We start from the raw sequence: 23,525 nt of genomic DNA, 5'->3' as shown, positions 1-23,525 counted from the left end.
GATGCGCGACTTCGCCATGCCGCACCACGGGGACGACCACGCCGAGGGCCCGGACGGCCCCGGCCCCCTGCCGCACCCGTTCCCCCTCTCCGGGCGGGGCACGGCACGGGGGCCAGGGACGGGCCACGGGCCGAGGGGCGAGCACGGGGCGGGGGCCGAGCCACTGGAGGGCCCCGGAGGGCGGGCCCGGCCCCCGGGGCGCCACTCGACGACGGGGGACGCGCCGGAGGCCGGAGAGACCCGGTGGGGCACCGGCTCCGCAGCCGGTGATCCACGGGCTACCGGTGAGGCGAGGGCCACCGGTGAGACGGGGGCGGGTGACGAACCGGGAGCCGCCGGTGAGGCGGGTGCGGCATCCGGACCGGGGACGCCCCACGAACCGCCGACGCTCGCCGACCCCTCGCGGCCGGACAGCACGCCGCGGGCGGACGGCCTCTCCCGGGCGGACCACACGCCCCCGGCGGACGGTACGCCCCGGGCACCGCGCTCCAGCCCCGCCCCGTCCCCCCTCTCCTCCCTCGTCCTCACCCTGCGCACCGCCGGACTCGACCCCGACGCCGAACAACTCGGCGACGCGCTGTGGCTCGCGGGCCGCATCGGCGGGGCCCCGGCCGAGGGCGGGACGGGGGAGCGGGGCGCCCCCGTGAGCGACGTGCCGCCCGTACCGCCCCCGCCCGGGGGGCCCGTTCCCCCCGCGCCCCCCGAGCCGCCCCGGAAGAGGCCCGCGCAGGGAGTGACGCGGACCGGCGGGACCGTCGGGCTCTACACCGGGCGCGCCGGGAGCGCGGACGGCCCCGGGCTGCGCGTCGGCGTGCCCGCCGCGCCCGCCTTCGGCTCCACGCTCGACCTCCAGCGCGCCCTGCGCCCCCTCCAGCGCTTCCGCACGGCGGGCACCCGGCGGCGCAAGGTGCTCGACGAGACCGCGACCGCCGAACTCTCCGCGCGCGCGGGCGGCCTCGTCCTCCCCGTCTACCGCAGCGTCGAGCGCCACGAGGCGACCCTCCACCTCGTTCTCGACGCCTCGCCCTCGATGCGTGTGTGGGAGCGGATGTTCGAGGAGCTGCGGCAGGTCTTCTCGCAGCTCGGGGCCTTCGCCGGCATCCGCTGCCACTACCTCCACGAGGGCGCCGACGCCGCCGCGCCGCTCGCCCTCGCCGCGGCGCCCGGCGAGGGCCCCCGCTACGCCCCCGAACGCCTCGCCGACCCCACCGGGCGCAGCCTCACGCTCGTCGTGAGCGACTGCGCGGGCGAGCTGTGGCGCACCGGCCAGGGCCACCGGATGCTGCACCGCCTCGCCCGCTCCGGACCGGTGTCCGTCCTCCAGCCGCTCCCGCAGCGCCTGTGGAACCGCACCAGGCTCCCCGTCGTCTTCGGCCGCCTCACCCGCACGGGCACCGGACGCCTCCAGGTCGCCGAACGCACCACGCGCCCCTCGTCCGACGCGCTGCCCGTCCCCGTCGTCCCGCCCGTCCCCGCAGCCCTCGCCTCCTGGGCGCGGCTCATGACGGGGCGCGGGGGCGCCGCCGTCACCGGGGCGATCGGCTGGGTCCGCGCCGACCAGCCCGCCGGGGCGGCGCCGGGGCACAGCGCCGAGGTGCCCGCGCTCCAGCGCGTGAGCCGCTTCCGCGCCGCCGCCTCGCCGCTCGCCGGCCGCCTCGCGACCCACCTCGCCGCGGCCCCGCTCTCGCTGCCCGTCATGCAACTCGTGCAGCGCACCATGCTCCCCGGCTCCGGGCCCGCCGAACTCGCCGAAGTCCTCCTCGGCGGACTCCTCAAGCAGAGCGAGGAGGACCCCGCGACCGGGCCCTGGTACACCTTCGCGCCCGGCGTGCGCGAGGCGCTCCTCGGCCCGCTCGGCAGGGACGAGGCCGCGCTCATCCTCAAGCACTGCTCCGAGTACGTCACCCAGCACTTCGGCAAGGGCGGCCCGAACTTCCCCGCGCTCGCCCTCGCCCAGCTCGACGGCGGCCCCGCGCTGCCGCCCCTCGCCGGGCGGGACCGGCAGCCGGGCCCACGCGGCGAGGGGTACGAGGGCGCGCGGGACGCGGCGTACGAGGGGCCGGGCGGCGCGGGGGACGAGGAGGAGTCCGCCGCGCGGGGCTCCGGGGGCGTACCGCAGCCCTTCGCCGAGGTCGCCGCCGAGGTGCTGCGGCGCTTCCTGCCCGTGTCACCGCTCCCCGCGGGCGACGGCGGACTGCCGCCCCCCGCGCTCGGCGCCGCGGACGGACTCGTCGCCGAGTACGAGCGCCACGGCATGGTCCAGTCCCTCATGGACGCGGCCCAGCTCCTGCGCAGCGCCGTGCGCCAGCAGCAGCAGCCCGCGCCCGAACTCCTCGCCACGTGCGCCGCGACGCTGCTGCGGCTGTGGCGCGTCGAACGCGGTGAGGCGATGCTCCAGGAGGCGCGCGGCCACGCCGAGGCCGCCGTCGCCGCCTCGCGCGCGCCCGCCCACCGCGCCGTCCTCGCCCAGGTCCTCGCCGCGCTCGCCGAGGACGCGCGCCGCCAGGGCTCCCGGGCCGACGCGCTCGACCTGCTGCGCGCCGCCGAACGCGAGTACGCCGCCGCCTGCGCCGCGCCCGGGCTCGACCCCGCGCACGCGCTGCGGCTCACCCTGGAGCGCGTCGGCGTCCTGGAGAGCCAGTTCCGCCTCAGCGGGGACAGCTCGCTGCTCCAGAGCGGCGTCGGGATGCTCGAAGCGCTCGCCGACGCGCGCACCGGTGAGCAGGACGGGGTCCCCGCCCTGCTCGCCCTCGCCCACGGGCGGCTCCTCCTGCGCCTCGCCGGGCTCGCGGGTGCCGGGGCCGACGGCCGCGTCCGGGCCCGCCGCGCCGCGCACTCGCTGCGCACCGCGCTCGACGTCACGCCCCCGGCGGACGACGAGTCGGCCCTGCGTCCCGAGGACAGGCCCGCCGTCGTCCTCGACCTCGTCGACGCCCTCCTCGCCTCGGGCCCCGAAGGGCTCGCCGAGGCCGCCCGCAGGCTCGCCACCGCGCTCCCCGGGGCCCGCGCCCGCCACCGCAGCGAACTGCTCGCCCGCACCGCCCGCCTCCACCGCGCCCGCTACGCCGAGCACGCCGACCCGGCCGAACTCGACGCCGCCGCGGAGCACTTCGGGCAGGCGCTCCCCGGCATCCCGCGCGACAGCGCGGCGCACGCGCGCCTCCTCGCGGAGTGGGGCCAGACCCTCCTGGACCGCGCCCGGCTCGGCGACGGCGACCCGGCGGCCCGGCTCGCCCGCGCCAACCGCGCCGTCCAGGTGCTGCGGAGCTGCCTCACGGAGACGGGCAGCCAGCACAGCGCCGCGCCGCACCGCGAACTCCTCCTCGGCCGCGCCCTCGTCCACCGCCACCACCTCACGGGCGACCGCGTCGACCTGCGCGAGGCCGAGTTCCACCTCGGGCTCGCCGCCCGCCGCCTGCGCGAGCCGCTGACGGCGGCGACCGCGCATCTGGAGTGGGGGCAGTGCCTCCTGCTCGCCGCGACGGGCGCGAGCCGCCTCGCCCGGTACGGCGAGGCCGCCGACGTCTTCCGCGCCGCCGCCCGCGCCGGGCGCCGCGCCCAGGAGGAGGCCACGAGCGACCTCGACCGCGCCACGGCCGTCTCGCGCACCGCCCAGGCCCACCACTGGCTGGGCCGCGACTACGCGGGCGCCGCCCAGCCGCGCGCGGCCCGTACCGCCTACCTCGCCGCCCTGGAGGAATGGAAACGCTTGCCAACGGGCATGGAGGCCATGGGCGAACCCACCCCCCGGCAGACCGCCCAGGAGCTGGAGGACCTGGCGCACCGGCCCGCGAACTGACCGGTGCGGACGCGATGCCGCCGGTCCCGCGCGGACCGCTTCGCAGGCCGCCGCCGTCGTCCGGACGGGCCGGGGCGACCGGGGCGGGGCAGGGCGCCCGGGTCCGGGACAGCGCCGTCCCGCTCCGCACCGAGCCGCATCGACGAGGGGGAACCCCATGACGCACGACAGCAGCGGAGCACCCGGCGAGGACGAGGCGCTCCCGGACCTCACCGCACTCGACCTGCGCGCCCTGCGCGCCCTCGACCACCCGGTCCTGAGCGACGTGCTCGACGGGCTCCGGGAGCGGGCGGGGAGTTCGAGCGAGATGCTGTGGGGGTTCAACAACGCGATGTGAGAGGCGAGTTCGCCTCCACGGTGAGCCGGGAGCCCGCTCCCGGACCAGGCCCCTGGCGGACCGGCTCCCGGCCCCCGATCCCGGAAGGGACCGGCCCCTGCTCGCCGCCGCGCCCGCGCTCCCGGAACGAGCCGGCCCCCGCTCCCCGCCTGGCCCCCTCCCGGAACGGCGCTTGATCCCGGTTTCGGACGGGCGGCGCGGTGAACAGGACATCGGGCCCGCACGAGGTTTCGCCCCGCACGGCGAGCGGGAGACCCACCACACGGGGCGCGGGACCGCCCCTCGACCGGACCTGGGGGAGCGAGCAGTGTCAGCGACGACTCCCCCCGCGCCGGACCACGGGCACCGGCACGGCGGCGGGGAAGCGGGCGAAGCCCCGTACCCCTTCCGGCAGTTCATTTTCAAGACGCACAGCAGGTGCAACCTCGCCTGCCGCTACTGCTACCTCTACGAGGGCCCGGACACGAGCTGGCGGGCTCGCCCGGCCACCGCCTCGCCCGAGGTGCGCGCCCGGACCGCGCGGCGCATCGGCGAGCACGCGGCGGCGCACGCGCTGCCCGCCGTCTCGCTCGTGCTGCACGGCGGGGAGCCCCTGCTGGGCGGCGCCGCGCCGCTCGTCGCCCTCGCGGAGCAGGTCCGGGCCGCCGTCCCCGCCGGGTGCGCCGTGCACGTCACCGTGCAGACCAACGGCACCCTCCTCACCGAGGCCGCCGTACGGGCCCTCGGCGGGGCCGGTATCCGCGTCGGTCTGAGCCTCGACGGCGGCGCGCCCGCCCACAACCGGCGGCGTGTCGACCACGCCGGACGCCCCTCCTTCCGCGCCGCCCGCCGCGCCGCCGGGCTCCTCGCCGCGCACCCCGACGCCTACGCGGGCGTCCTCACCGTCGTCGACCCGCTCACGGACCCCGTCGAGCTGTACACCTCGCTCGTCGCGCTGGGGCCGCCCGCGCTCGACCTGCTCCTCCCGCACGGCAACTGGTCGGCCCCGCCGCCCGGCATCGACGGCGCGCGCGGTACGGCGGGCGGTCCGACGCCGTACGCCGACTGGCTCTGCGCCGTCTTCGACGCCTGGTGGCAGGCCCCGCGCCGCACCACCCGGATACGCCTCTTCGAGGAGTGCCTCGCCCTCCTCCTCGGCCACCCCGCCGCCACCGAGTCCCTCGGCCTCGATCCCTTCACCGCCGTCGTCGTCGAGACGGACGGCGCCATCGAGCAGGTCGACTCCCTCAAATCCGCCTACGAGGGCGCCGCGGCCACCGGACTCGACGTCTTCGCCCACTCCTTCGACGCCGCTCTCCGCCACCCCGGCGTCCGCGCCCGCCAGTCCGGCGCCGCCGCCCTCGCCGCCGAGTGCCGCGCCTGCCCGCTGCTCACCGTCTGCGGCGGCGGCCACTACGCGCACCGCTACCGCGAGGGCGGCGGCTTCGCCCACCCCTCGGTGTACTGCGCCGACCTGAAGAAGTTCATCCGCCACGTGGCGGTCGCCCTGGACCGGGCGGCGCGGGGAGCGCCCGGCGAGCCGCGGCCGGCACCCGTCCCAGGAGCCAGCCGATGACGCGCGCCGTCCCGCCGTCCGTACCGCCCTCGGGCCCCTCCGTCCTCCGGTCCGCCGTCCCGCCCGCCGTGCTGGGCGAACTCGCCAGGACCGAGGGCGGCGAGGCGACACTCGACCACCTTCTCCACGACCAGGCCAACCGCAGGCTCCTCCTGCTGCGGGCGCTGCTCGACACCGTCACCGACGCCTCGTCGGCCCGCGTCGCGCCCGCCGAACGCCGCCGTGCCGCCGCCGACTGGGCCCTCCTGGAGGCCGCCGAGGCCGAGAGCCCCGAGGCCGCCGCCCACGTCCGCGCCCTGCTCCTCCACCCCCTCACCGGCCCCTGGGCCCGCCAGACCCTCGCCGCCGTCACCGCCCGCGAACCGGCCCCGGGCGACCGCGACCTCGGCCTCGCGCACTTCGGCGCGCTCGCCTTCGCCGCCGCCGTCGCCGCGGGACTCCCCGTCACCACGGAGCTGACCGCCCGCGACGGCTCCCTCGCCCTCCCCGGGATCGGCACCCTGCGCCTCCCCGGCCCGCGGCCCGTGCGCGTCACGGCGGCGCACACCGAGGGTGCGATACGGCTCACGCCCCGCGGCGAACGGCCCGTCACCGTCTTCACCCGCCGAGGGCACGGCTCCTGGTCGGCCGACGCCGCCTGGCTCCCGCCGCACGCCCTGCCCCCGCTCGCGCCCGGCGCCCGCCCCGTGCCGCTCGACGACACCGGGCCCTACCGCGCCGCGCCGGGAGTGCGCCACCCTTCGCTGACCGAGCCCGTGACCCTCGACGACACGAGCCGCAAGCCCTGGTACGAGAGCTGGGCGGGCACCGCCCCGCTCCTCGCGCTCGGCGGACCGCACCGGCTCGCCGAGGCCACGAAACTGCTCCACTCCCTCGTCCCGCTGCGGACCCCGGTGAGCCGCGCGGGCGACCCCGCCGGGGGCAGTTGCAGCGCGACCCGCAAGGACGCCTTCGGAGTGGTCCTCGCGAGCGCCCCGCCGAGCCCCGTCGCCTTCGCCGCGCTCCTCGTCCACGAACTCGGGCACGCCAAGCTCTCCGCGCTCGGCGAGCTGACCCACCTGCACGAAGCGGGCCCCGCCGCGCTCTACTTCGCCCCCTGGCGCCCCGACCCGCGCCCCTTCGACGGCCTCCTCCAGGGCGTCTACAGCCACCTCGCCCTCGCCCACTGGTGGCAGGCGTACGCCCTCCGCGGCCCCGAGGGCCCCGAGCGGGAGCACGCCTGGGCGGAACACGCCCGCTGCCACGAGATGGTGGCCGCAGCGCTGCCCCAGGTCGTGGGCTCCGAGGCGCTCACCCCCGAGGGCCGCTCCTTCGCCGACGGGATGGTCGCCGTGCACCTCGAACTGTCCCGCACCGCACCGCCCGCCGGGCACCTCGCGCGGGCCCGCGCCTACGTCGCCACCAAGCGCGAGGCGTGGCACCGGGAGCGGGAGCGCGGTGCCGTTCACGCGTACGGGCGAACAGCGGGGAAAGGTCCCCGCGAAGGCTCCTGACGGCTCGTGAAAAGGCTTCACCGCACGGTACGTTGAGTGGAATCGAACCACCCGCGGCGTGAGCGCCGCGGGGAGGGCGAAGGGCCCGGCGCCGCGGGGCCGGGACGCAGCCGGGAGGGTGTCGCATGACAACGGGGACAGGCACGAGCGGTGGCGCGGCCCGGCCGTCGGCCACCGAACCGATCACGATCAGCTTCGCCGGTTTCAACCGCGCCTGGGCGGCCTGGATCGGTCACCGCCTCAACCTGCGCGGATACCAGGTGTCCTTCCAGCGCTGGGACCCTCCTGTCACCGAGAGCCTGGAGACGAGCTTCGCCGACCTGGCGCTCGCCCCCGGCAAGGTCCTCCTGATCCTCAGCGACTGGTACTTCCAGCTCGGCCCCCGCACTCCGGCCGAGTGGAACACCGCGCTGCGCCACGTCGTCCCGCCGCACCGCGGGCGCTTCGCCGCGGTGAGCGTCGCGAGCGGCACCCTCCCCACCGCGACCACGGCGCTCGCCCCCTCCGAGCTGACCGGGATCGGCGAGCGCGAGGCCGAGCGCCGCGTGCTGCTCAGCCTCGGCCTCCCGGCCGACCGCCTCCCCGCCCGCGTCCACGCGACCCCGGGCCCCCGCTTCCCCCTCGACACCCCGGAGGTCTGGGGCGCGGTCCCGCGCCGCAACACCCGCTTCACGGGCCGCGAGCCGCTCCTGAACGAGGCGTACCACTACCTCTCCGAGGCAGGTGAGGGCGCGGGCGTCCTCACCCTCAACGGCATGTCGGGCGTCGGCAAGACCCAGCTCGCCGCCGAGTACGTCTACCGCTTCGGCTCCGAGTACGACGTGGTGTGGTGGATCAGCGCGGAGAACCGCGGCGCCTACCGGCGCGGCCTCGCCGAGCTGTCCACCGCGCTCGGCCTGCGCACGGGCGACGAGTACGGCGAGCGGCTGCGCGCCGCGCTCGACGCGCTGCGGCGCGGCGACCCGTACGCCAAGTGGCTCATCGTCGTCGACGGCGCCGACGAGCCCGAGGAGGTCTGGGACCTGCTCCCGACCGGGCCCGGGCACGTCCTGATCAGCTCCCGCAACACCGACTGGAGCCAGCACAACAGCCGGCTGCTCGACGTACCGGTCTACGCGCGCGACGAGTCCGTCGCCTTCATCCGCCGCCGGGCCCCCCGCCTCGACGAGGCGGAGGCCGACCGGCTCGCCGAGGCCCTCGGCGACATGCCCCTCGTCCTCGACCAGGCGGCCGGCTGGCTCAACGACTCGGACATCTCCATCGAGCAGTACATCGAACTGCTGGAGGAGGGCGGCGACACGAGCGTCGTCAAGGTCTCCGCCGACTTCCCCGCCGCGTTCCAGACCGCGTGGAGCATACTGCTCAACCGGCTGCGGGACACCGTGCCCGAGTCCATCGACCTGCTGCGCCTGTGCACGTACTTCGCGCCCGGCCTCGTCCCCGTCTGGTTCCTGCGGGACCTGCCCGCCAAGGGCGTGCCGGAACAGCTCGTCGGCCTGCTCAACGACCCGCTCCGCTGGAACCGGGCCGTCAACCAGTTGCGCCAGTACTCAGTCGTCCGCCTGGAGTCCCACGAAGGGGCCACCGAGGACGCCCAGTCCGGAGAATCCCTCTACCTGCACCGAATGGTCCATCACATCGTGCACAGCGACATCTCGGCGGAGGAGGGCGTCGGCCTGGCCGACACGGTGCGGCGCGCCCTCGCGCTCGCCGACCCCGGCCGCCCCACCGACACCCGCAACTGGCCCCGCTACGCCGAGATCGTCCCGCACCTCAAGTACGCCGACGTCCTGCACAGCACGGACGCCGACGTCCAGCGCCTCGTCCTCAACTGCCTGCGGTACATGTACCTCTCGGGCGAGTACGACGCCGGGCGGACCTTCGGGCAGCGCGCCCTGGAGACCTGGCGCGAGGTCCTCGGCGCCGAGCACCCCCGGGTCTGGGACGTCACCCACCACTACGCCAACGTGCTGCGCACCCTGGGCGAGTACGGCCCCACCGAGCGCATCGAGCGCCCCGCCGTCGAGTTCCTGCGCCGCACCAAGGGCGAGAAGGACCTCGACCACCTGCGCGCGGCCGGCGGGCTCGCCGCCGACCTGCGCGGGCTCGGGCGCTTCGAGGAGGCCAGGGAACTGTCGGTCTGGCTCGCCGGCACCTACCGCGAACTCGTCGGCCCCGAGGACTCCCGCTACCTCAGCGCGCAGAACAACGTCGCGGCCTCGCTCCGCCTCCTCGGCGACTACGAGGGCGCCCTCGCGATCGACCGGCGCATCCTGGAGGACCGCCGCAGGCTGCTCGCCAGGCGGCACCCCTGGACGCTGTTCTCCGAGATCTCCTACGCGACCGACCTGCGCCTGCTCGGGCGCAACGAGGAAGCCTGCTCCAACCTGGAGATGAGCGTCCGCGAGAACCAGCTCGTCATGGGAGCCGACCACCCGCAGACCCTGCGGGCCGAGTTCGGGCTCGCCATGGGCCGCTACCGCCAGGGCCAGCGGCAGGAGGCCGGGGTCGCGCTCGCCTCCGTCGTCGAACGCTGCGAACGCGTCATCGGCGGCCGCCATCCCACGACGCTCCTCTTCCTCGCGAGCCTCAGCTCCTACCTGCGCGAGCACGGGGACATCGACGAGGCGCGCAGGACCGGTGAGCGCGTGGACCTCGCCTACCGCGCGACCCTCGGCGAGGCGCACCCCTACACGGCGGGCGTGCGCGGCAACCTCGCCCTCATCCTGCGCAACCTCGGCGAGCGCGAACAGGCCCTGGAGATGAGCGAGGAGGCGCTGGCCGCGATGGAACGCGCCGTCGGCACCTGGCACCCGTGGTCCCTCGGCTGCGCCGTCAACACCGCCGCGATCCGCAACGTCCTGGGCGACGTCGAGAGCGCGGAACGCCTCACGGCGAAGACCGCGGTGCAGGCCGCCGAGTCCCTCGGCCGCACGCACCCGCTCACCCTCAGCGCGCGCATCGCGCACGCCGCCGACCTGCGCGCCCTGCGCAAGCGCGAGGCCGCCGACAAGGAGGAGGCGGCCGCGCTCGACGACCTCGCCCAGACGCTCGGTCCGCAGCACGTCCACACCGTCGCGGCCCGCTCCCGGCAGCGCCCCTTCTGGGACTTCGAACCGCAGACGACCTGACGCGGCGCGGCGGCGGACCCGGGGGCGCGGGCGGCGGCCCCGGGGTGCCGCCCGTCGCCGTCAGGAGCATTCCGCGGGCGGGCGCGATGTCAACTCCCCTGCGGGACAATCGAGTCGAGGCACGCGCGGCGTGCGAGACGAGGGGGAGAGCATGGCGGAAGCGACCGGACGAGGAAGCACGCCGGACGAGGACATCCCGATCTTCGTCGACACCGGGGTGCCCGCGCCCCGCGAGAGCGACTCCCTGTGGGACGACGTACGGGCGCGGGGCAACGGCGCCGAGCGGGTCGGTACCGTCGTCCGCGACGCCTACGGCGAGGCACTCGACCTCGCCGAGCGCTGTGCCCGGCAGGCCGCGGCGCGCTTCCAGTCGCTCGGCCGCGCGGTGCGCCCCGAGGAGGTCGAGCTCCAACTCGCCATCCGCGTCGAGGCCGGGGGCACGGTCGGCCTCGCCAAGTCGTCCGCGGAGGCGCAGCTCCAGCTCACCTTCCGCTGGGCCCCCGGCCGCACCGCCCCCGCGCTCACCGAGGCGGAGGCCCGCGAGGAGAGGACCGCCCCGCCCCCGGCGGAAGCGTCCTGACGCCCGCCCCGCGCGAGCCCGGCGCGGGAGTACCCTGTGCCGCCGCGTCCTCGGCCAGGAGACCACGCACGCGCCCCGGAACTCCCGTCCGGGCAGCCCGGGCACCCTGAACCCGGGGCCGGGCCGCACCCCCGGCTCCTGAGCGTCTGGCACGCGAAAAGGCCCCGTTCCCACCATGTCCGGTGGGAACGGGGCCTTCCCGCTCACGCCTCAGCCCTCAGCGCCCCGCGGTGCCTTCGCGCTGGCGGGCCGCCGCGTCTCAGGCGTCGAAGACCTCCGCCACGAGCTGTGCCTGCTCCTGCTGGTGCCGCTTCGCCGAGCCCACCGCCGGGGAGGAGGAGTGCGGGCGGGAGATGCGGCGCAGACGCTGGCCGTGGGGGATCGCCGCGCCGACCGAGAGGTCGATGTGGTCGATCAGGTTGAGCGCGATGAACGGCCAGGCACCCTGGTTCGCCGGCTCTTCCTGGGCCCACAGGAACTTCTCCGCCTGCGGGTACTTGGCGATCTCGGCCTGGATCTCGGCGCCGGGCAGCGGGTAGAGCCGCTCCAGGCGGATGATCGCGGTGTCGTCCGCGCCCCGCTTGGTCCGCTCGGCCTCCAGGTCGTAGTAGACCTTCCCGGAGCACAGCACGATCTTGCGGACCTTCGCCGGGTCCACCGTGTCGTCCCCGATGACCGGGCGGAACTGGCCGGACGTGAACTCCTCGGCCTTCGAGGTCGCCGCCTTCAAGCGCAGCATCGACTTCGGCGTGAAGACGACGAGCGGCTTGTGGTGCGGGTTGTGCACCTGCCAGCGCAGCAGGTGGAAGTAGTTCGACGGGAGCGTCGGCATCGCGACCGTCATGCTCTTCTGGGCGCACAGCTGGAGGAAGCGCTCGATGCGGGCCGAGGAGTGGTCCGGGCCCTGGCCCTCGTAGCCGTGCGGCAGGAGCAGCGTGACGCCGGAGGTCTGGCCCCACTTCTGCTCGGCGGCGGAGATGTACTCGTCGATGATCGTCTGCGCGCCGTTGATGAAGTCGCCGAATTGCGCCTCCCACAGCACCAGCGCCTCGGGACGGGCGAGCGAGTAGCCGTACTCGAAGCCCATCGCCGCGTACTCGCTCAGGAGCGAGTCGTAGACGTTGAAGCGCGCCTGGTCCTCGGAGAGGTACTGGAGCGGCGTGTAGTCCTCGCCCGTGACCCGGTCGACGAGGACCGCGTGCCGCTGGCCGAAGGTGCCGCGGCGCGAGTCCTGGCCCGCGAGCCGGACCGGGGTGCCCTCCATGAGCAGGGAGCCGAAGGCGAGCATCTCGCCGGTGCCCCAGTCGATGGCGCCTTCCTCGATCTGGGCCGCGCGCCGCTGGAGCTGCGGGAGCAGCCGGGGGTGCACGGTGACCCGCTCGGGGATGTTCACCTGGGACTCGGCGATCCGCTTGACGACCTCGGAGGAGATCGCGGTGTCCACGTTGACAGGGAACTCGGCCTGCGGCTGCGCGACCTCGGTCTCGCCGGGCGTCGTGGTGGCCTCGCGGACCTCCGTGAAGACCTTCTCCAGCTGGCCCTGGAAGTCCTGGAGCGCCTGCTCCGCCTCTTCCAGGGTGATGTCGCCCCGGCCGATGAGGGACTCGGTGTAGAGCTTGCGCACCGAGCGCTTCTTGTCGATGAGGTCGTACATGAGCGGCTGCGTGAAGCCGGGGTTGTCCGACTCGTTGTGACCGCGGCGGCGGTAGCAGATGAGGTCGATCACGACGTCCTTGTTGAACGCCTGACGGAACTCGAAGGCGAGCCGCGCGACGCGGACGACGGCCTCGGGGTCGTCGCCGTTCACGTGGAAGACCGGCGCCTCGATCATGCGGGCCACGTCCGTGGCGTACATCGAGGAGCGCGCGGACTCCGGGGGAGCGGTGAAGCCCACCTGGTTGTTGATGACGACGTGCACGGTGCCGCCGGTGCGGTAGCCGCGCAGCTGCGACATGTTGAGCGTCTCGGCGACGACGCCCTGGCCCGCGAAGGCCGCGTCGCCGTGGAGCGCGACGGGCAGCACGGTGAAGTCGGTGCCGCCCTTGTTGATGATGTCCTGCTTGGCACGCGCGATGCCCTCGATGACCGGGTCGACGGTCTCCAGGTGCGAGGGGTTCGCGGCGAGGTTGACCTTGATCTGCTCGCCGTCCAGGCCCGTGAAGGTGCCCTGGGCGCCCAGGTGGTACTTGACGTCGCCCGAGCCGTGCATGGACTTCGGGTCGAGGTTGCCCTCGAACTCGCGGAAGATCTGCGCGTACGACTTGCCGACGATGTTGGCGAGGACGTTGAGGCGGCCGCGGTGGGCCATGCCGATGACGACCTCGTCGAGGCGCGACTCGGCGGCGGCGTCGAGGACGGCGTCGAGCAGCGGGATGACGGACTCGCCGCCTTCGAGCGAGAAGCGCTTCTGGCCGACGTACTTCGTCTGGAGGAAGGTCTCGAACGCCTCCGCCGCGTTGAGGCGGCGCAGGATGCGGAGCTGCTCCTCGCGCTCGGGCTTGGCGGTGGTGGCGCCCCGCTCGACCCGGTCCTGGATCCAGTTGCGCTGCTTGGGGTCCTGGATGTGCATGAACTCGATGCCGATGGTGCGGCAGTACGAGTCGCGCAGCACGCCGAGGACGTCGCGCAGCTTCATCATCGTCTTGCCGGCGAAGCCGCCGACCGCGAACTCGCGCTCCAGGTCCCACAGCGTGAGCCCGTGCTCGGTGATGTCGAGGTCGGGGTGCTTGCGCTGGTGGTACTCCAGCGGGTCGGTGTCGGCCATGACGTGGCCGCGGACCCGGTAGGAGTGGATCAGCTCGAAGACGCGGGCGGCCTTGGTGACGTCGTCGTCGTGCGAGGCGTCGATGTCGCGGTTCCAGCGGATCGGCTCGTACGGGATGCGCAGCGCCTTGAAGACCTCGTCGTAGAAGTCGTTCTCGCCGAGCAGCAGGTTCGCGACGATGCGCAGGAACTCGCCCGAGGCCGCGCCCTGGATGACGCGGTGGTCGTACGTCGAGGTGAGGGTCATCACCTTGGAGATGCCCAGCTTGTTCAGGGTGTCCTGCGAGGTGCCCTGGAACTCGGCCGGGTACTCCATGGCGCCGACGCCCATGATCACCGCTTGACCGGGCATGAGGCGCGGCACCGAGTGGACGGTGCCGATGCCGCCGGGGTTGGTGAGCGAGACGGTGACGCCGGAGAAGTCGTCCATCGTCAGCTTGTTGTCCCGGGCGCGGCGGACGATGTCCTCGTACGCCTGCCAGAACTCGAAGAAGTTGAGCTGCTCGGCCTTCTTGATCGCCGCGACCACGAGCTGCCGGTCGCCGTTCGGCTTGACCAGGTCGATGGCGAGACCGAGGTTGATGTGCTCGGGCTTGACGAGGGTGGGCTTGCCGTCCTTCGTCATGAACGAGTTGTTCATCGACGGCATCGCCTTGATCGCCTGCACCATCGCGTAGCCGATGAGGTGCGTGAAGGAGATCTTCCCGCCCCGGGCCCGCTTGAGGTGGTTGTTGATCACGATGCGGTTGTCGAAGAGCAGCTTCACGGGCACCGCGCGCACCGAGGTGGCGGTCGGCAGCTCCAGCGAGGCGTTCATGTTCTTCGCCACGGCGGCGGAGGGGCCGCGCAGCGTCACGAACTCGGGGCCCGCCGGGGCGGACTCGGCCGGCTTCGCGGAGGGCTGCGGCTGCGCCGGGGTCTTCGCGGCGGGCGCGGGCTTCGCCGCGGCGGCCGGCTTCGGCTCCGCCGGGGCGGGCTTCGCCGCCGGGGCGGGCGCGGGCTGCGCCGGTGCGGCCTGCTGCGGCGCGGGGGCGGCCTGGGGGGCGGGTGCCGGGGTCGCGGGCGCGGCGGCGCCGTCCGTGCTCGTACGCGCCGGGGCGCTGCCCGGCTTGTAGTCGGCGAAGAAGTCCCACCAGGCACGATCGACCGAATTCGGGTTCTGGAGGTACTGCTGGTAGATCTCGTCCACGAGCCATTCGTTCGCGCCGAAGGCAGCGGCAGGGTCGGAGCCCTGCTTGCCTTGGCCGACCGGCTCGGTCGAGATGCTCGTCGAGTTACTGGGGGACTGTGGCGACACGGCGGTAACCGCCCTCTTCCGCTTCTCACAAGGTGATGGACAGCGGGAATAAAGGCTACGCCTCCGGGGCCCGCGGATGCAGGCCGGGCCGGTGATCCGTCGCGTAAGTCACATCGAAGGAGGTGTTTCGCCGCCATGATTGGCGGGAAACAACCGTGAATTTGACCTGCGCCTCCGGCCCCCGCGACGTCGTTGGCGCGCCGGCGGCGGGCCTTCCCGCCGGGGGCTGGGCAACCCGGCGCCACCGCTGCGTGCCCCGGCACGGGCCCCGCGCCGGATGATCGACCCGGCGGAGGCCCCTGACCAGTTCACCTGCGGAAGAACGGGTCCCCTTGGCAGCCTACGTCAACTGCTCGTTCAACGGCTTCCCCGGAAGAGTGACGTGCATGCGGCAGCCCCGCGCCGATTCGGCCACGCGGATACGGCCGCCGTGCAGATCCACCGCCCAGCGCGCGATCGCGAGGCCGAGCCCCGTGCCGCCGTCACCGCCCTGCGAGCCCGCCTTCTGCACGTGCGGCAGCGCGCCCCGGTTGAAGCGCTCGAAGACGCGGTGCCACTCCGAGCGCGGGATGCCCGGGCCCTCGTCCATGACCTCCAGCTCCAGCGCGCCCGGCTCCGCCCCCGCGCGTGCCCGCACGGTGACCTTCCCGGCCGCCGGGCTGTGCTTGACCGCGTTGTCGATGAGATTGGCCACGACCTGGTGGAGCCGCTCGGGGTCCGCGTAGGCGGTCAGCTCGGGCGGCGAGACGTCGAGCGCGAGGGCGACGTCGCTGCGGGTGTGGCTCCCCGAGTCGGAGGCGAGCTTGCGGCGGGCCACGGCGGCCCCCGTGAGCTGCGCCTCCTTGAGGACGCCCGAGAGGTACGGCCACACCTCGAAGTGCCGCGCGCGCAGCGGCACCGCGCCGTGGTCGAGCCGCGAGAGGTCGAGCAGCGTCTCGACGAGCCGCCCGAGCCGCTCCGTCTGCTTGAGCGCCGTGCGCATCGTCTCCGGGTCGGCGGCCGAGACCCCGTCCACGACGTTCTCCAGGACCGCGCGCAGCGCCGCGATCGGCGTGCGCAGCTCGTGCGAGACGTTCGCGACGAGCTCCTTGCGGTGGTGGTCCTGCGCCTCCAGGTCGTCCGCCATGCGGTTGATCGTCTCGGCCAGCGAGCCCAGCTCGTCGCCCCGGTCCGCGCCCGAGACCCGGCGCGTGTAGTCGCCGTGCGAGATGGCCCGCGCGACGGTCGTCATCTCGGCGAGCGGGGACGCGAGGCCCTGTGCGACGAACTGCGTGATCAGGAGCGTCGCGATGACCGAGAAGACCGTGATGAACCGCAGCTCGGTGTCGGTGCGCAGCGCCACGAGCAGCAGCCCGGTGGTGATGAAGACCGAGAGCACGACGAGCGTGCCGAGCTTCGCCTTGATCGGAAAGGGCCGCAACCGGGTCCCCGGCCCGTCCTGGTACTCCGCCATCTCGTTCCTCCCCCTCGCGCGTCCAGGGAACCCGCGCCCCCGCTCCGCCTCACGGCGCCGGGGTCTCCAGCGCGTAGCCCACGCCGTGCACGGTCCTGATCCGCTCCGCGCCGATCTTCCGGCGCAGCGCCTTGATGTGGCTGTCGACGGTACGGGTCCCCGAGGCGTCCGCCCAGTCCCAGACCTCGGCGAGCAACTGCTCGCGCGAGAGCACCGCGCGCGGTGTCCCCGCCAGGCACACGAGCAGGTCGAACTCGGTCGGCGTCAGGTGCACGTCCTCGCCCCGCACCCGCACCCGTCGCTGCGCGTGGTCCACCTCCAGCTCGCCCAGCCGCAGCACCCCGCTGCGCGGCGTGGAGGCGGCGAGCGCGGCCCGCTCGACGCGGCGGAGCAGCACGTGCACGCGCGCCGCGACCTCGCGCATCGAGAACGGCTTCGTCATGTAGTCGTCCGCGCCCACGCCGAGCCCGACGAGCATGTCCGTCTCGTCGTCGCGGGCGGTGAGCATGAGGACGGGCACCGGGCGGTGCGCCTGCACGCGGCGGCACACCTCCAGGCCGTCGAACCCGGGCAGCATGACGTCGAGGACCAGCAGATCCGGCTGCCACGCCTCGGCGGTCTCCACCGCCGAGGGGCCGTCCTGCGCGGTCTGCACGAGGAAGCCCTCGGCGCGCAGCCGGGCCGCGACCGCGTCCACGATCGTCGGGTCGTCCTCGACCACGAGTACGCGCCGCTGTGCCCCGGCGGCCGGTGCCGCGCCGCTGTGGGAGGTCTGTGTCTGCTCCATCGCCCCGCCCTGAAGGTACGTGTGTCGTCCGTTCCGCTTCTGCCCCCGGCCCGCGAGGCCAGACATGAGTCTGCTCACTCGCGGGAACACGCACGGGAACACGTCCGTCCGACGCGCGCGCCCGGCCGTCAACACGGGGGCCGGGGGTGGGGGGTCCGCGGTCCGACAGAGCGTACGGGCAGGGGGTGCCGCTTAGCTATGCGGGCCGCAGGGCGAGATGCACGACGTCCGGAACGCCCCGGGCAACAGGGACTTCTTCGGTACGCACCCCCTGGAACCCGGCATTCCGCAGGGCTTCCTCGAAGGGCGGCGAGGGCTGGGCCGACCACACCGCGAGCACCCCGCCGGGCGTCAGGCGCTCCCGGCAGGCGGCGAGCCCGGCCGCGTCGTACAGCCCGCCGTTGCCCTCGTCGACCGTCCAGCCGGGGCCGTTGTCGATGTCGAGGCACAGCGCGTCGAAGCGCTCCCCGGGGGCGCGCAGGTACGCGACGAGGTCGGTGCGCAGGATCTCGGTACGGGGGTCGGCGAGTGCCCGCGCGGTGTACGCGCCGAGCGGGCCCGCGCGGTGCCACTCCACGATCGCCTCCTCGCGCTCGGCGACGGCGATCCGCCCCCAGCGCTCCTGTCCCGCCGCGCGGACGAGCGAGAAGCCGACCCCGAGCCCGCCGATGAGCACGGAGGGGGCGGGCCGCGCGTCGAGCGCGCCGAGCGCGGCGTCGATGAGCAGCCGCTCGGAGCGCCCGTCCGAGGTGTCCATGAGGAACGTGCCGTTGGCGATGATCTGGAGCAGGTCCCCGTGCCGTCGCAACACCACCTCGCCGTACGGCCCCTCGCGCCGGTCGAGCATCTGCGGCGGTGTGCCGGGTCCCGGGCCGAAACGGGCGCCGGGGAACTCCTCGTCCGGCAGAGCGGTGCTCATCGCACGTACCTCCTGTGTCGATCGCGCCCCGCCATCCTCCGGCGCCGGGCCCCGCCCTCGCAAACGGCCGCGCTCCCGAGCGGGCCGGGCCCCCTTCGGCCACCGGGGAGCGCGCCACCCGCGACGACGAGCGCTTCCGCGAGCAGGGAACAGGCGGGCCGGTCCGGGCGCTGGGGTACGGCACGGGGGGTTTCGCCCGGCCTTCCGGATGATCGCTGTGGGCGAACAAGCGAGCGGGAACACCAGGGGCTCCGCGGGCATTGAGTCGGTACAGCTCAACTTGACTGCCGAAGGGGAGATCATGGCTCTCACGTCCGCACCGCTCACCCTGCCCGTGCTGCCGCTCGACGACGAGGTCGTCCTGCCCGGCATGGTCGTGCCCCTCGACCTCTCGGACGGTGAGGTGCGCGCGGCCGTGGAGGCCGCCCAGGCCGCCGCCCGCTCCAGCGGCTCCGGGGGCAAGCCGGAGGTGCTGCTCGTGCCGCGCCTCGACGGGGACTACGCCGCCACCGGCGTGCTCGGCACCGTCGAACAGGTGGGCAGGCTCGCCGACGGCCACTCGGGCGCCCTCGTCCGGGGCCGCGGGCGCGTGCGCATCGGCGCGGGGACCACGGGGCCCGGCGCGGCGCTGTGGGTCGAGGGGACCCGGGTCGAGGAGACCGTGCCCGAACCGCTGCCGGGCGCCGTCACCGAACTCGTCACCGAGTACAAGGCGCTCGCCACCGAGTGGCTCAAGAAGCGCGGCGCCTGGCAGGTCGTGGACCGCGTCCAGCAGATCGACGACGTGGCAGCCCTCGCCGACAACTCCGGGTACTCGCCGTTCCTCACCACCGCCCAGAAGACCGAGCTGCTGGAGACCGCCGACCCCGTCGCGCGCCTCAAGCTCGCCACGCTCCAGCTCCGCGAGCACCTCGCCGAGCAGGAGATCGCCGAGACGATCGCCAAGGACGTCCAGGACGGCGTGGACAAGCAGCAGCGCGAGTTCCTGCTCCGTCGTCAGCTCGAAGCGGTCCGCAAGGAGCTGCGCGAGCTGAGCGGCGAGGACGGCGAGGACGGGAGCGACGACTACCGCGCCCGCGTCGAGGCCGCCGACCTGCCCGCCAAGGTCCGCGAAGCCGCGCTCAAGGAGGTCGAGAAGCTGGAGCGCGCGAGCGACCAGAGCCCCGAGGGCGCCTGGATTCGCACGTGGCTCGACACGGTGCTGGACCTCCCGTGGAACGAGCGCTCCGAGGACACGTACGACATCCGCGGCGCCCGCGCGGTGCTCGACGCCGAGCACGCGGGACTCGACGACGTGAAGGACCGCATCACCGAGTACCTCGCGGTGCGCAAGCGCCGCGCCGACCGGGGCCTCGGCGTCGTCGGCGGACGGCGCGGCGGCGCGGTGCTCGCGCTCGTCGGGCCCCCCGGCGTCGGCAAGACCTCGCTCGGCGAGAGCGTGGCGCACGCGATGGGCCGCTCCTTCGTCCGGGTGGCGCTCGGCGGCGTGCGGGACGAGGCGGAGATCAGGGGCCACCGGCGCACCTACGTGGGCGCCCAGGCCGGGCGCGTCGTACGGGCGATCAAGGAGGCGGGCTCGATGAACCCGGTGGTCCTCCTCGACGAGATCGACAAGGTGGGCTCCGACTTCCGGGGCGACCCGGCGGCGGCCCTCCTCGAAGTGCTCGACCCCGCGCAGAACCACACCTTCCGCGACCACTACCTGGAGGTCGAACTCGACCTCAGCGACGTCGTCTTCCTCGCCACGGCGAACGTCCTGGAGTCGATCCCCGAGGCCCTGCTCGACCGCATGGAGCTGGTCCGGCTCGACGGCTACACCGAGGACGAGAAGGTCGTCATCGCCCGCGACCACCTGCTGCCCCGCCAGCGCGAGCGGGCCGGGCTCACGGAGGACGAGCTGACCGTGGACGAGAGCGCGCTGCGCAAGCTCGCGGGCGAGTACACGCGCGAGGCGGGCGTGCGGAACCTGGAGCGGTCCCTCGCGCGGCTCCTGCGCAAGCTCGCGGCCCAGCACGAACTGGGCGAGCGGGAACTGCCCTTCACGGTGACGGAGGCGGAGCTGCGCCCGCTGCTCGGGCGGCCCCACCACGTGCCGGAGTCCGCGCAGGACCCCGCCGAGCGGCGCACGGCGGTGCCGGGTGTCGCGACCGGGCTCGCGGTGACGGGCGCGGGCGGTGACGTCCTCTACGTGGAGGCCTCGCTGGCCGACCCGGAGACCGGCGGCGCGGGGCTGACGCTGACGGGTCAGCTCGGCGACGTCATGAAGGAGTCCGCGCGGATCGCGCTCTCCTTCCTGCGTTCGCACGGCGCGGAGCTGGAGCTGCCCGTCGGCGACCTCAAGGAGCGGGGCGTGCACATCCACTTCCCCGCCGGGGCGGTCCCGAAGGACGGGCCGAGCGCGGGCATCACGATGACGACGGCACTCGCCTCGCTCCTGAGCGGGCGCCAGGTGCGGCCCGAGGTCGCGATGACGGGGGAGGTCTCGCTCACCGGGCGGGTGCTGCCGATCGGCGGGCTCAAGCAGAAGCTGCTCGCCGCCCAGCGCGCCGGAATCACGACCGTCGTGATCCCCAAGCGGAACGAGCCGGACCTCGACGACGTCCCCGCAGAGATCCTCGCGAAGCTCGACGTCCACCCGGTCACGGACGTCCGCCAGGTCCTGGAGCTGGCCCTCGCCCCGGCCGGCGCCGGGGAACGGGAGGCGCTGGCCGCCTGACGGGACGGTGGGCCGGGACCCGGGCGGGTCCCGGCCCACCGGAGTGCGGCCTCAGCCGTTGGCGAGGGCCCGGACGCGGTCCAGGGCGCCGTTGAACTTGTTGTGGTCGCCCACCGTGGGGCCCGTCGAGGTGTACTGCCACATCGTGTAGAAGCCCCAGCCGGCCGGCAGGGTCCCCACCGAGGAGGCGTAGCGGGCCACCCAGAGCGGGTTCGTGGAGCCGAAGGCGGCGGAGTTGCCCGTGCAGGTCTTCCACCAGCTCGTCGCCGTGTAGATCACGACGTCGCGCCCGGTGCGGGACTTGTACGTGTTCGCGAAGTCCTTGATCCAGCTGACCATCGCGGAGGCCGACTTGCCGTAGCACTGGGCGCCGTACGGGTTCCACTCGATGTCGAGGACACCGGGCAGGGTCTTGCCGTCCTTCGACCAGCCGCCGCCGTGGGCCACGAAGTAGTTGGCCTGCGTGCCACCGCTCGTCGTGTCCGGGGTCGCGAAGTGGTACGAGCCCCGGATCATGCCGACGTTGTACGAGCCGTTGTACTGCTGGGTGAAGGAGGGGTTGGTGTAGTACGTCCCTTCGGTGGCCTTGGTGTACGCCCACTTGACGCCGCTGTTCCACAGGGCGCTCCAGTTGACGTTCCCCTGGTAGCTGGAGACGTCGACACCCTCGGTCTGGACGGCCCGGGTGTCGCGGGGGAGTCCGCCCACGCCGTCGTGCTCGGCGACTCCCATGCCGAGGTAGGCGCTGCCGCGCTCGGGCACGGACGGCTCGTCGGCGGCCTGGGCGGCCACCGGCAGGGCGAGGAGGAGGGACAGGGCTGCGAGGAGAGGCCCGGCCGCTCTGAAGCGGGAGCGGCGGGCTGATCGGATCGTATGCACGGACATAGCGTGCCTCCGAGAGGTCCGGCTTGTGGGGAACCTGACGATATGTGCCGCGGCCGGGTCGGGGGCCGTGGTCATGTCAAAAACGGAAGCTACGCGAGTAGAGCCGGGGCGGGGTAGGGCACCTTTTGGCCGTCACTGGTCCAGTCCTGGGAAATACTGTGCAGGCTGCGATTTCACCCCCGAGAGAGGGCTGTTTTTCAGCCGCCAGGAACGGACGTCATGACCGAGAACGCCTTTCTCGCCCTGGAGCGCGAACTGAGCCTCCTCCTGCGCCGGGCAAGGGCCACGTCCGCCGAACTCGCGGGCGAGGTCCACCCCGGCCTGGAGTCGGCCGCGTACGGCTTCCTCATCCGTCTGGAGAGCGCCGGGCCCCAGCGCGCCACGGATCTCGCGCTGTACTTCGGCGTCGGCAAAGCGACCGTCAGCCGCCAGATCCGCGCCCTCGAACGCCTCGGTCTCGTCACCCGCGCCCCCGACCCCGACGATGGCCGCGCGAGCCTCGTACGTCTCACCCCGGAGGGTGAGGCCCGCTTCCGCCAAGTGCGCGAACGCCGCCGCGCCGGCTACGTCGAGGCGATGTCCGGCTGGCCCCCCGGCGAGGTCGCGGAACTGGCCCGCCTCCTTCACCGGCTGAACCGGCTCTGAGAGGACGAGCGGGGACGGGACGCTCCGGCCGAGCGGGTTCCGGCGCGCGCGGCAGAACCCCCCACTCCCCGCCCGCCTTATCCCCTCCCGCCCCCCACCTCCGCCAGGATCACGCTCGCGTCGTCGTGCCGCTTGCCGCGCTTCGCCCGCCCCTCCGGGGTGCGTTCCAGGCGGCGGACCTCCGCGAGGAGGGCGCGGGGGCCGCGGGTGCGGAGGAGGGTCGCGAGGGCGGTCCAGTCGCCCTGGTGGAAGCGCTCGGTCCAGCGGGTCGCGCCGTCGGTGAGGGCGATGAGGCAGCGCAGTTCCGCCAGAGGCGTCTCGCCGGTCAGGGCGCGCGCGGCGACGTCCGGGTCGGCCGCCGCCGTGAAGAAGCCGCCCTCGGCGTTGCGCAGAGACTCCACCGCGCTCGCGTACGCGGCCCGCGCCGCCTCGCGCTCCCCGTCCGCCGCGTCCCGCACCGCCGCCCGCTCCGCGGCGAGCGGGAGGTGGTCGAGGCGGTCGTCGAGCACGGGCCGCACCGCCCCGTCCCGCTCCACGAGCAGCAGTACCGAGTCCGACAGGACGAGGTGTTCGGCACGGGTGTCGTCCCACCGGGCGAGCACGACGGTGGCCTGCGGGGTGCGCGGGTGAGAAAGGTCACAGGTCGCCCGGTGGAGTTCCGCCGTGCGCCGGATGGACGAGGCCAGGACCTGACGGAGCGTCAGGTCCGGCCGGGAGACGGCCAGTTCGTTGAGGGCGCCCCCGAGCCGCGACACGTACCAGGGAACGCTGTGCGCGCAGCCCGTCGCTCCTTCGGGTGGTGTGACCCCGTCAAGGAGGACGAGACAACCACCCTGTCCGGAAGCGGGGAGCGAGACACAGGTGAAGTCCTCGTCGGCCCGGTCGCTCCCGCCGGGCTCGGTGACCAGTTCGGCGCGCATCAGGCCAGTCTGCACGAGCCCTTCACAGAGGCCCTGCCAGGCCCCGCCGGAAATGAATGCCGCTGGTCAGCGCGCGGTTTGGGGAGGAATGATCAGTTCCGGGACGCCTGCGGCGCGGTATCTTGCCAAAGCCCGCCGTGCGCGTCCAACCGGCGCTCCCCGCATACCGCCGTCCGGGGAATGGGAGACTTGCCCACCAACTCCCCGGGACGGTTCACTCCTTCGGGTGGCGGGGCAGGCGATGC

At 74.4% G+C, this 23,525-nt stretch carries 14 protein-coding genes; 8 read left to right on the top strand and 6 right to left on the bottom strand.

The genetic code is table 11. The features are described from left to right. The first annotated feature begins 1 nt into the window (after position 1). The 6 genes from IF99_RS0104565 (at position 2) to IF99_RS0104540 (ending at position 10,895) form a co-directional block, all read left to right on the top strand. Complete coding sequence (locus IF99_RS0104565) at positions 2 to 3,799, top strand: SAV_2336 N-terminal domain-related protein (RefSeq protein ID WP_030995021.1); 3,798 nt, start codon at positions 2 to 4, stop codon at positions 3,797 to 3,799. Positions 3,800 to 3,956: 157 nt separating this feature from the next. Continuing rightward, positions 3,957 to 4,136 carry an FxSxx-COOH cyclophane-containing RiPP peptide gene (gene fxsA, locus IF99_RS0104560; RefSeq protein ID WP_030995020.1) on the top strand — a complete coding sequence of 60 codons (180 nt, stop codon included), beginning with the start codon at positions 3,957 to 3,959 and terminating at the stop codon, positions 4,134 to 4,136. Between the two features lie 307 nt (positions 4,137 to 4,443). After that, on the top strand, positions 4,444 to 5,691 hold the full coding sequence (locus tag IF99_RS0104555; protein ID WP_030995019.1) for an FxsB family cyclophane-forming radical SAM/SPASM peptide maturase: 1,248 nt from the start codon (positions 4,444 to 4,446) through the stop codon (positions 5,689 to 5,691). Continuing rightward, positions 5,688 to 7,184, top strand: a complete 1,497-nt coding sequence (locus IF99_RS0104550; RefSeq protein WP_030995018.1) for an aKG-HExxH-type peptide beta-hydroxylase — start codon at positions 5,688 to 5,690, stop codon at positions 7,182 to 7,184. The genes IF99_RS0104555 and IF99_RS0104550 overlap by 4 nt, the downstream gene beginning before the upstream one ends. Before the next feature lie 125 nt (positions 7,185 to 7,309). Continuing rightward, on the top strand, positions 7,310 to 10,315 hold the full coding sequence (fxsT, locus tag IF99_RS0104545) for an FxSxx-COOH system tetratricopeptide repeat protein (protein WP_030995017.1): 3,006 nt from the start codon (positions 7,310 to 7,312) through the stop codon (positions 10,313 to 10,315). 151 nt (positions 10,316 to 10,466) lie between these two features. Further along, positions 10,467 to 10,895, top strand: coding sequence for a CU044_2847 family protein (locus IF99_RS0104540; RefSeq protein ID WP_030995016.1), 429 nt, complete (start codon positions 10,467 to 10,469; stop codon positions 10,893 to 10,895). A 259-nt stretch (positions 10,896 to 11,154) separates the two neighbouring features. Here the strand turns inward: IF99_RS0104540 and IF99_RS0104535 are convergent, their stop codons facing one another. The 4 genes from IF99_RS0104535 to IF99_RS0104520 all read right to left on the bottom strand — a co-directional run bounded on the left by IF99_RS0104535 (position 11,155) and on the right by IF99_RS0104520 (position 18,114). Further along, positions 11,155 to 14,955 (bottom strand): multifunctional oxoglutarate decarboxylase/oxoglutarate dehydrogenase thiamine pyrophosphate-binding subunit/dihydrolipoyllysine-residue succinyltransferase subunit, encoded by a 3,801-nt coding sequence (locus IF99_RS0104535; RefSeq protein WP_030995015.1) that lies wholly within the window; start codon positions 14,953 to 14,955, stop codon positions 11,155 to 11,157. A gap of 340 nt (positions 14,956 to 15,295) precedes the next feature. After that, the gene (locus tag IF99_RS0104530) at positions 15,296 to 16,408 is read right to left on the bottom strand and encodes a HAMP domain-containing sensor histidine kinase (protein WP_030995014.1); all 1,113 of its coding nucleotides are present in this window, start codon (positions 16,406 to 16,408) and stop codon (positions 15,296 to 15,298) included. 49 nt (positions 16,409 to 16,457) lie between these two features. Further along, positions 16,458 to 17,195, bottom strand: a complete 738-nt coding sequence (locus IF99_RS0104525) for a response regulator transcription factor (protein WP_030995013.1) — start codon at positions 17,193 to 17,195, stop codon at positions 16,458 to 16,460. A gap of 196 nt (positions 17,196 to 17,391) precedes the next feature. After that, positions 17,392 to 18,114 carry a spermidine synthase gene (locus tag IF99_RS0104520; RefSeq protein ID WP_030995012.1) on the bottom strand — a complete coding sequence of 241 codons (723 nt, stop codon included), beginning with the start codon at positions 18,112 to 18,114 and terminating at the stop codon, positions 17,392 to 17,394. A 301-nt stretch (positions 18,115 to 18,415) separates the two neighbouring features. Between IF99_RS0104520 and lon the strand changes: the two genes are divergently transcribed. Further along, positions 18,416 to 20,830 (top strand): endopeptidase La, encoded by a 2,415-nt coding sequence (gene lon, locus IF99_RS0104515; RefSeq protein WP_030995011.1) that lies wholly within the window; start codon positions 18,416 to 18,418, stop codon positions 20,828 to 20,830. Between the two features lie 51 nt (positions 20,831 to 20,881). On the opposite strand, the gene IF99_RS0104510 is transcribed toward lon, so the two are convergent. Beyond that, positions 20,882 to 21,715, bottom strand: coding sequence for a lysozyme (locus IF99_RS0104510; protein ID WP_030995010.1), 834 nt, complete (start codon positions 21,713 to 21,715; stop codon positions 20,882 to 20,884). Positions 21,716 to 21,934: 219 nt separating this feature from the next. Between IF99_RS0104510 and IF99_RS0104505 the strand changes: the two genes are divergently transcribed. Beyond that, a complete protein-coding gene (locus IF99_RS0104505) occupies positions 21,935 to 22,360 on the top strand; it encodes a MarR family winged helix-turn-helix transcriptional regulator (RefSeq protein WP_030995009.1) in 426 nt (141 codons plus the stop codon). 77 nt (positions 22,361 to 22,437) lie between these two features. Here the strand turns inward: IF99_RS0104505 and IF99_RS0104500 are convergent, their stop codons facing one another. Next, positions 22,438 to 23,280 carry a protein phosphatase 2C domain-containing protein gene (locus IF99_RS0104500; RefSeq protein WP_030995008.1) on the bottom strand — a complete coding sequence of 281 codons (843 nt, stop codon included), beginning with the start codon at positions 23,278 to 23,280 and terminating at the stop codon, positions 22,438 to 22,440. Positions 23,281 to 23,525 lie beyond the last annotated feature (245 nt).

The sequence above is a fragment of the Streptomyces sp. NRRL F-5630 genome, assembly GCF_000719475.1.
In the GTDB taxonomy this organism is placed as follows: domain Bacteria; phylum Actinomycetota; class Actinomycetes; order Streptomycetales; family Streptomycetaceae; genus Streptomyces.
Note: the sequence above shows the minus strand (reverse complement) of the source record. Positions and strands in the feature narration are given on the sequence as shown.